This is a genomic window from Oribacterium sp. NK2B42 (genome assembly GCF_000424445.1).
GTDB lineage: Bacteria > Bacillota > Clostridia > Lachnospirales > Lachnospiraceae > Oribacterium.
Genome location: NZ_AUJX01000020.1, coordinates 63,445 through 70,909, shown reverse-complemented (window position 1 = coordinate 70,909; position 7,465 = coordinate 63,445). Strand labels below are relative to the sequence as shown.

The 7,465-nt window shown below is 44.6% G+C and carries 11 protein-coding genes; all 11 read right to left on the bottom strand.

Annotated elements, in window-relative coordinates:
• Window positions 1-194: 194 nt before the first annotated feature.
• Window positions 195-734, bottom strand: a complete 540-nt coding sequence (locus tag G625_RS18930) for a YraN family protein (protein WP_242826615.1) — start codon at window positions 732-734, stop codon at window positions 195-197.
• Between the two features lie 9 nt (window positions 735-743).
• Window positions 744-1,409: a ribonuclease HII gene (locus G625_RS0107910; RefSeq protein WP_029200699.1), complete on the bottom strand. Its 666-nt coding sequence runs from the start codon at window positions 1,407-1,409 to the stop codon at window positions 744-746.
• A complete protein-coding gene (gene ylqF, locus G625_RS0107905; protein ID WP_029200698.1) occupies window positions 1,406-2,278 on the bottom strand; it encodes a ribosome biogenesis GTPase YlqF in 873 nt (290 codons plus the stop codon). The genes G625_RS0107910 and ylqF overlap by 4 nt, the downstream gene beginning before the upstream one ends.
• 94 nt (window positions 2,279-2,372) lie before the next feature.
• Window positions 2,373-2,900, bottom strand: coding sequence for a signal peptidase I (gene lepB / locus G625_RS0107900; RefSeq protein ID WP_029200697.1), 528 nt, complete (start codon window positions 2,898-2,900; stop codon window positions 2,373-2,375).
• A gap of 88 nt (window positions 2,901-2,988) precedes the next feature.
• Entirely contained in the window at window positions 2,989-3,336 is a 348-nt protein-coding gene (rplS, locus tag G625_RS0107895; protein ID WP_029200696.1) for a 50S ribosomal protein L19, read from the bottom strand.
• A gap of 264 nt (window positions 3,337-3,600) precedes the next feature.
• The gene (gene trmD, locus G625_RS18925; RefSeq protein WP_044932013.1) at window positions 3,601-4,392 is read right to left on the bottom strand and encodes a tRNA (guanosine(37)-N1)-methyltransferase TrmD; all 792 of its coding nucleotides are present in this window, start codon (window positions 4,390-4,392) and stop codon (window positions 3,601-3,603) included.
• Window positions 4,389-4,907 (bottom strand): ribosome maturation factor RimM, encoded by a 519-nt coding sequence (gene rimM / locus G625_RS0107885; protein ID WP_029200695.1) that lies wholly within the window; start codon window positions 4,905-4,907, stop codon window positions 4,389-4,391. Before rimM ends, trmD begins: the two co-directional genes overlap by 4 nt.
• Before the next feature lie 125 nt (window positions 4,908-5,032).
• Window positions 5,033-5,260 (bottom strand): KH domain-containing protein, encoded by a 228-nt coding sequence (locus tag G625_RS0107880; RefSeq protein WP_029200694.1) that lies wholly within the window; start codon window positions 5,258-5,260, stop codon window positions 5,033-5,035.
• A gap of 19 nt (window positions 5,261-5,279) precedes the next feature.
• Window positions 5,280-5,522: a 30S ribosomal protein S16 gene (gene rpsP / locus G625_RS0107875; protein ID WP_029200693.1), complete on the bottom strand. Its 243-nt coding sequence runs from the start codon at window positions 5,520-5,522 to the stop codon at window positions 5,280-5,282.
• A 206-nt stretch (window positions 5,523-5,728) separates the two neighbouring features.
• Window positions 5,729-7,126, bottom strand: a complete 1,398-nt coding sequence (gene ffh / locus G625_RS0107870; protein ID WP_029200692.1) for a signal recognition particle protein — start codon at window positions 7,124-7,126, stop codon at window positions 5,729-5,731.
• The gene (locus tag G625_RS0107865) at window positions 7,116-7,430 is read right to left on the bottom strand and encodes a sigma factor-like helix-turn-helix DNA-binding protein (protein WP_029200691.1); all 315 of its coding nucleotides are present in this window, start codon (window positions 7,428-7,430) and stop codon (window positions 7,116-7,118) included. Before G625_RS0107865 ends, ffh begins: the two co-directional genes overlap by 11 nt.
• Window positions 7,431-7,465: the final 35 nt, after the last annotated feature.

Genomic DNA, 7,465 nt, shown 5'->3' with positions numbered 1-7,465 from the left:
CTTCCTGTTTTCCCATGACTGTTTCTCCTGAAAAAAGTATAGCAAAAAGCTCGATTTTACGCGAATTTCAAGGATTTGACATTCCGTCAAAATGACATGTGTATAAGCTTATGATTCGTCAGAAACCGAAAAAAATCGGACATGGATTTCCACATTTTCTGACATATGTACCAGAATAAACCGCGAATTGTGGATTACACAGATGATATAGGAGTTAATTTAAAAAATCCGAGAGGCTGTCCACAACAGCGTCTCGGATCCTTTGAAAAATATATTTTTAAATTCAGCGTTTTTAACAATATGAAATAGTAGGGGTGTGAACAGTAACCATCAAATCTGCAGGAAGTGTCCGTAAGACTCAGGCGGTTATTTATCAGGTAAGCCTGAGCTACCTTTCTGATGAGTGACTGCTTATGAAGGTTCACTGCTTGAAAGCCGTATCCGTGCAGAGAATTTTTTCGCGCTTTTACTTCTACAAAGACCAGATACTTTCCGTCTTTTGCAATAATATCTATCTCATTTTTGTGGAATCTGAAATTCTGAGTCAGAATAGTATATCCGTTACTCTTCAGATACTCGGCGGCTTTTTTCTCGGATACCGAACCCTTTTCGTGATTAGCCTTTCTCTGGTCGCTTCGAAGGTTACGAAGCTCCTGCCGCAATGTATTTTCCGTGGCAGGAGCATTGAAAATTCCGGGTAAGGTTTTTTTATTGTCTTGTGAGGGAGTGTTCAATATTTGACCTCAAACAAACTTCTTTATGAAGGATCTTCTGTGTATGGGACATGGTCCCAGTTCCTTAAGGGCTGCAATATGAGCAGCCGTGCCGTAGCCTTTATGCTTTGCAAAGCCGTAGCCCGGATACAGCTCGTCATATTCGGCCATGAGATGATCCCTTGTGACTTTTGCTATGACACTGGCCGCAGCTATGGAAACAGACTTCGCATCACCTTTAATGATGGAAACCTGGGGTATGTTGATTTCAGGTACAATTACCGCATCATTTAAAAGAAGCTGTGGTGCATCTCCAAGCCCTTTCTCTTTGAGCATTTTGGAGGCATTGGCAATAGCTATACGCATAGCCTCATAATCTGCCTGAAGGATATTTATTTCATCAATTCTTTTCTCATCAACGATGCCATATCCATAGGCTAATGCCTTTTCCTTTACCTCCGGCAGCAGCTCCTCACGTCTTTTCTCACTGAGCTTCTTTGAGTCATTTAAATAAAGTATCACCGCATCCCTGGGAAGAATGCAGCAGGCAGCCACTACAGGACCTGCAAGAGGTCCTCTTCCGGCTTCGTCCAGACCTGCTATCAAAGTGTATTCCGGGTATGAGTTTTCAAACTCCCGCATCAGCTTGAGTCTTGCAAGCTCTTTCTCGAGACGTTCACCCTTTAATTCTCTCATGATTTATCTTCCTCATCTGCCCCTGGAGTATGTTCCAGGGTAATGTTTCCGAGGCGGCCGTTTCTGAAATCATCAAGAATGATTTTGGCGGTCTTTGTGTAGTCAACATTTCCGCCCTTCATGATGCAGCCTCTCTTTGTTCCTATGGCATCGAAAACCTTTATGGCTTCTTCATCCTCTTCAAAAGTAACGCCATACCTGTTTATAAGCGCGTCAGGATAATATCTGACGAGGTATTTGAGCAGATAGAAAACCAGCTCATCAATGTTTATGATCTGGTCATTTATGGAACCGATAAGTGCAAGATTCAGTCCGACTATTTCGCGTTCAAATTTAGGCCAGGTTATACCCGGAGTATCAAGAAGCTGGAGCTTTTTGTTTACATTGATCCACTGGTTTCCTCTGGTGACACCCGGTTTGTTTCCGGTTTTGGCCATGGATTTTCCCACATAGGAATTGATAAAGGTGGACTTTCCGACATTTGGAATTCCCAGTACCATGGCACGGATGGTAGGTGTTTTGATGCCCTTTTTCAAATTTTTCTCCATAATGGGCTTGCAGGCTTCGTCTATCAGGCTGTTAAGCTTTTTTAGGGAGGCTTTATTTCTGGCATCTATTTCAAGGGTATAAAATCCTTTTTTTGAATAATAGGATGCAAATTTCCGGGTCTCATTTTTATCTGCAAGATCAGCCTTGTTAAGAAGAAGTATACGTGCCTTTTCCTTTGCAAAACTGTCTACATCCGGGTTTCTGGAGGACTCCGGACAACGGGCATCAACTACTTCGATCACAAGGTCAACCAGTTTAAGGTCTTCCCGTATATTTCTTTTGGCTTTGGCCATATGGCCGGGATACCATTGGATGTTCATTAGGTTCTCCTTTCTCTATGCACCGGTAAGTGTAAGGGATAAACCGGCCGGGTAATCGTGAGAGAGGCAAAAAAGCCTCCGGTGGATATAAATGTCAGCTGATGACGCCTATTTTCAGGGTGGGCAACAGGCGAAACCATATTTTGCCAAAGATTTGGGAACGATGAATATTTCCCACATTGCTGAAACGGCTGTCCTCAGATGAGTCAGCATTGTCGCCTATGAGAAAATACTCGTCTTCCATGAGCTTTATCGGCTTTTCCGCCACACCTGCCAGGGAAATGCTGGATATTTTGTCATTTTCCATAAGTGTACCGTCGATATAAATGCGGCCATTCTGGATAGTTATGGTTTCTCCGGGAAGTCCAACGATACGTTTTACATTGTTGGTGGAGTCATTTTTTTGGAATATTACGATATCCATCCGACCGGGATGGAAGAATTTATAGCTTAAAGAATCCACAAGCACCAGATCTCCGGAGGATAATACCGGTTCCATACTGTGACCGGATATTTCCACGGTTGTAAGGAAGCTGTGAACCAGAAACCAGGCAAGGGCAATAATGACTGCAATATTAGTCAGAGTATGTACGGTTATGTAAATAATGTTTTTTTCACGCATCTGACACTACTCCTCTAAGTTTTTGTGATCATATAGGAAAAGGGCATCCCGTAAACGGAACGCCCCAAAGATCTTAATCAATAACAGATTACAGTGCCTTAACCTTGGCAGCCTTACCTGTACGCTGTCTGAGATATGTAAGCTTAGCTCTTCTAACCTTACCCTGTCTAACAACTTCTACCTTTTCAACAAGTGGGCTGTGAAGTGGCCATGTCTTCTCAACACCTACACCGTTAGATGACTTTCTGACTGTGAATGTGCATCTGTTTGATCCACCCTGGATCTTAAGAACTGTACCCTCGAAGATCTGTAATCTCTCGCGGTTACCCTCCTTGATCTTGTTGTAAACCTTAACTGTGTCACCTGTGTTGAAGCTGGGAACCTCAGCCTTAAGCTGTCCCTGTTCAATGTTCTTGATAATATCGCTGTTTGCCATTGTGTTACCTCCTAATTCTATTTGACATTCATTCACGGATTTCTCGTCCGGTCAAATCCTCCGGAATCCTCTATTCCAAGCTTATGGAACCGTCAGCGGAATATCTCTTCTTAGTCACAACTTTTGTAATTTAACATATATTCACTTATATTGCAAGCAAATTCATATTATTCAAATATTGCTTTATTTCCGGTCAGATAACAGTACGGTCAGTGGATCGGGGGGGACGGGGGGTGGCGGTCCATCGGCTGAACTGTTACCCGGTCAGATTTCCGGATTTCCAGAGGGAAGCTCCGACTGGTCTGCCGGTTTACGATGCCGCTTCCGCTTAGACTTTTTAGGTGCAAATTCCTCGGGATTTTCGGCAACATATTTTTCATACAGATCCGGGCGGCGTTCCTTTGTGCGCTCAAGGCTCATCTGATGACGCCATTCATCCACCTTTTTATGGTCTCCGGACAATAAGATTTTCGGAACCGTATGATCTTCAAAATTTTCCGGACGGGTGTACTGGGGATATTCCAGAAGGCCGTCGGAAAAGCTTTCTATTTCATGGGACTCGTCTTTATTGAGGACTCCATGCACAAGTCTGGATATGGAGTCTATCATACTAAGGGCAGGCAGCTCGCCTCCCGTGAGTATATAATCACCTATGGAGACGTGCTCGACCTCAAGGATCTCAAGGGCACGTTCATCGATGCCTTCGTAATGTCCGCATAAAAAGAGGATATCCTCTTCTTTGGAAAGCTCCTCTGCCATTTTCTGGTCGAAGGTTTTTCCCTGTGGGGACATGAAAAGGACTCTTCCGGGGCGATGTCCTATGGTGTTGACTATATGCCTGTAGCAGTCCACCACCGGCTGTACCTGCATAAGCATGCCGGCACCTCCGCCATAGGGATAGTCATCCACGTGATTGTGGGAATCCTTTGTGTAATCTCTTATATTAAAAGCCTGAACACTCATGAATCCGGACTGAATGGCTCTGCCGCTGATACTCTCGCGGACAACATTGTCTATCAGCTCCGGAAACAGTGTCATAACATAATAATTCTTCATAGATCCAGAAGACCCGGTATAAGATGAACTCTGATATAGCCCTCTTCCGGTGCTTTCTCAATGATGAACGGGTCGCAATACGGTATCATAAGGTCTTTGCCTTCGGTCTTTACGAGCATGACATCGTGGGCTCCGGTTTCGATGAACTCTTTAACTGTGCCGAGTTCGGCATCATTTTCATCCAGAACTCTGCAGCCGATGATGTCTCCGACGAAATATTCGCCTTCCTCGAGAGGGATGGCATCGGCTCTGTCTACATAAAGCTCTCCCTTACGGATCGCCATTACATCATCAATACTGTCGTATTCTTTAAACTTTACCAGTGCAAGATTTTTGGAAAATCTTACATTCTCTACTTCAAGCCGGATCATGTTTTCCATTTTACCTGAACGATCCAGCCAAACCTTTTTAAGGTCATAAAATCTCTCGGGTTCATCGGTTGTGGGATATACCTTAACTTCGCCCTTAAGACCATGGGTGGTAACTATAGTACCGACTCTCAGTTTTTCCTGCATATTTTTCCTTTTGACTGAAATTTACGTAACAGTTCGGCCGGTGAGTCATAGGGACGGAACCGGCAGCTCATTTTACGATTAAAACGAGCCGCTGATTCCGCCCTTATGGCTCACCGGCCTGAATATCACTTAATATCTATGGATACCTTTACATCTGCTTTGCTTGCCGCTGCAGACATAACAGAACGGATTGCCTTTGCGATACGACCTGAACGTCCGATAACCTTACCCATATCCTGCTCATTCACAGAAAGGGTCAGGACGATCTCGCCATCCTTGTTCTCCTCAACGACATTAACATCATCAGGATTCTGAACAAGTGCCTTGGCAATTGTTTCGAGTAATTCCTTCATTAGGTCTCCTCTCGGCGGATTAGTTGATTCCGGCTCTCTTAAGAAGCTTAGCTACTGACTCTGTTGGCTGTGCACCGTTTGAGATCCACTGCTTAGCCTTTTCGGCATCGATCTTGATCTCTGATGGCTCCTTAGTAGGATCGTAAGTTCCGATCTCCTCGATGAACTTTCCGTTTCTTGGTGATCTTGAATCAGCAACGATTACTCTGTAATATGGTGCGTGAATCTGACCCATTCTTCTTAATCTGATCTTTAACATGATTTTTCTCCTATTTTCTAAATAAATGATATATGATCAACAGTCTTATTACTGTTAAATCTGTGGTTGATCTGTCCCGATTTATAATCCGGGGAGCCATGCAGCTTTGAGCGGTTCAGAAGAATTCCGGAGAAATTCTGACAGGCTGCCGGCTTAGTAAGTTTGTCTACGGTTTTTATGATTTTTTTATCTGAAAGCTTTTGACTTCATCAGAACGGAAATCTTCCGCCCTTTCCAAAGCCTCCCAGACCTCCGAGGTTACCTAAGCCTCCAAAGCCTCCCAGACCTCCGCGACCATGTTTGCTTCTCATGGCGCCGCCGAACTGCTTCATCATCTTTCGCATCTGCTCAAACTGCTTTACCAGCCGGTTTACTTCAGCTATGTCAACTCCGGCACCATTTGCGATACGGCGCTTTCTGGAAGGATTGATAAGATCCGGATTGGAACGCTCTTTTGCGGTCATGGACTGAATGATGGCCCGAACCTTGCCAAGCTGCTTTTCAGTGTCATCCATGTCAATGTCTCCGAGACCTGATGCTCCGGGAAGCATCTTAAGGATTCCGCTTATGCCGCCGAGTTTGGACATCTGATCCATCTGAACCATGAAATCGTTGTAGTCAAACTTGCCTCTTGTAAGCTTTCCGATGGATTCACGGCTTTTCTCCGCATCAAGGTTTTTCTCGGCTTTTTCAATAAGGGAAAGAACATCTCCCATGCCGAGGATACGGCCGGCCATACGATCCGGATAGAACTGCTCCAGATCATCCAGCTTTTCACCCATACCTAAGTAAAGGATAGGTTTGCCGGTCATGGCTTTTATGGATAATGCGGCACCGCCTCGTGTATCACCGTCACACTTTGTGAGGATGACACCGTCGATGCCTACTTTATCAGAAAAGGTCTCAGCCACATTAACGGCTTCCTGACCTGTCATGGCATCTACAGTAAGGATGGTCCACTGTACGTCAACTGCTTTTTTGATGTTCTGAAGCTCATCCATGAGCTTCTCGTCTATCTGAAGACGTCCGGCTGTATCCAGGATTACAACATTGTAATGCTTTTCTTTGGCTTCCTGAACAGCTTTTCTTGCTATTTCAACCGGGTTCACCTTGTCTCCCAGTGAGAAGAAAGGAATCTTTACTTTCTCGGCATTGACTCTTAACTGGTCAATGGCAGCCGGTCTGTAAATATCGCAGGCAACGAGCACCGGAGTACGACCGTTGGACTTGAACTTTCCTGCCAGCTTTGCGGCAGTGGTTGTTTTACCTGCACCCTGAAGACCTGCCATCATGATAACAGTAATGTCGCCTGCCGGTTTCAGCACTATTTCTGTGGTTTCGGAACCCATCATGGAGGTGAGCTCTTCGTTTACAATCTTTACTACTGTCTGTGCGGGAGTAAGACTGCTGAGGACTTCCTCACCGATAGCCTTTTCCTTTACTTTGGCTATAAAATCTTTAACCAGCTTGAAGTTGACATCGGCCTCCAGAAGCGCCATGCGTACTTCTCTTAGAGCCTGGTTTACATCATCCTCGGTCAGCTTGCCTTTATGTCCGAGGTTCGAAAATATATTGGATAATCTGTCTGTCAGATTTTCAAATGCCATCTATGATCTCTCCTGCAAGTTTTTGTATCTCGTTATCTTCTGCATGATTTAGGATTGCAAGGGCGCGCTCACGTATATTTGTGAGTTTGGATTGAAGTCCCAGAGTTTTTTCGGTTTCCTGAAGTTTCCTGTCTGCCCGTCTGAAAAGTTCCTGTGCAGCCTGTCTCGTTGTGCCCATTTCTTCACCGATTTCAGTGAAGCTCATATCGTCAACGATATGGTATTCATAAACTTTCCTCTGGTTCTCATTGAGCAATCCGCCATATAACTCAAAAAGATTGCCTCTCAAAACAAAGTCATCCATCCATAATCTCCTCAAACCTTTGCTAGTATAGCATA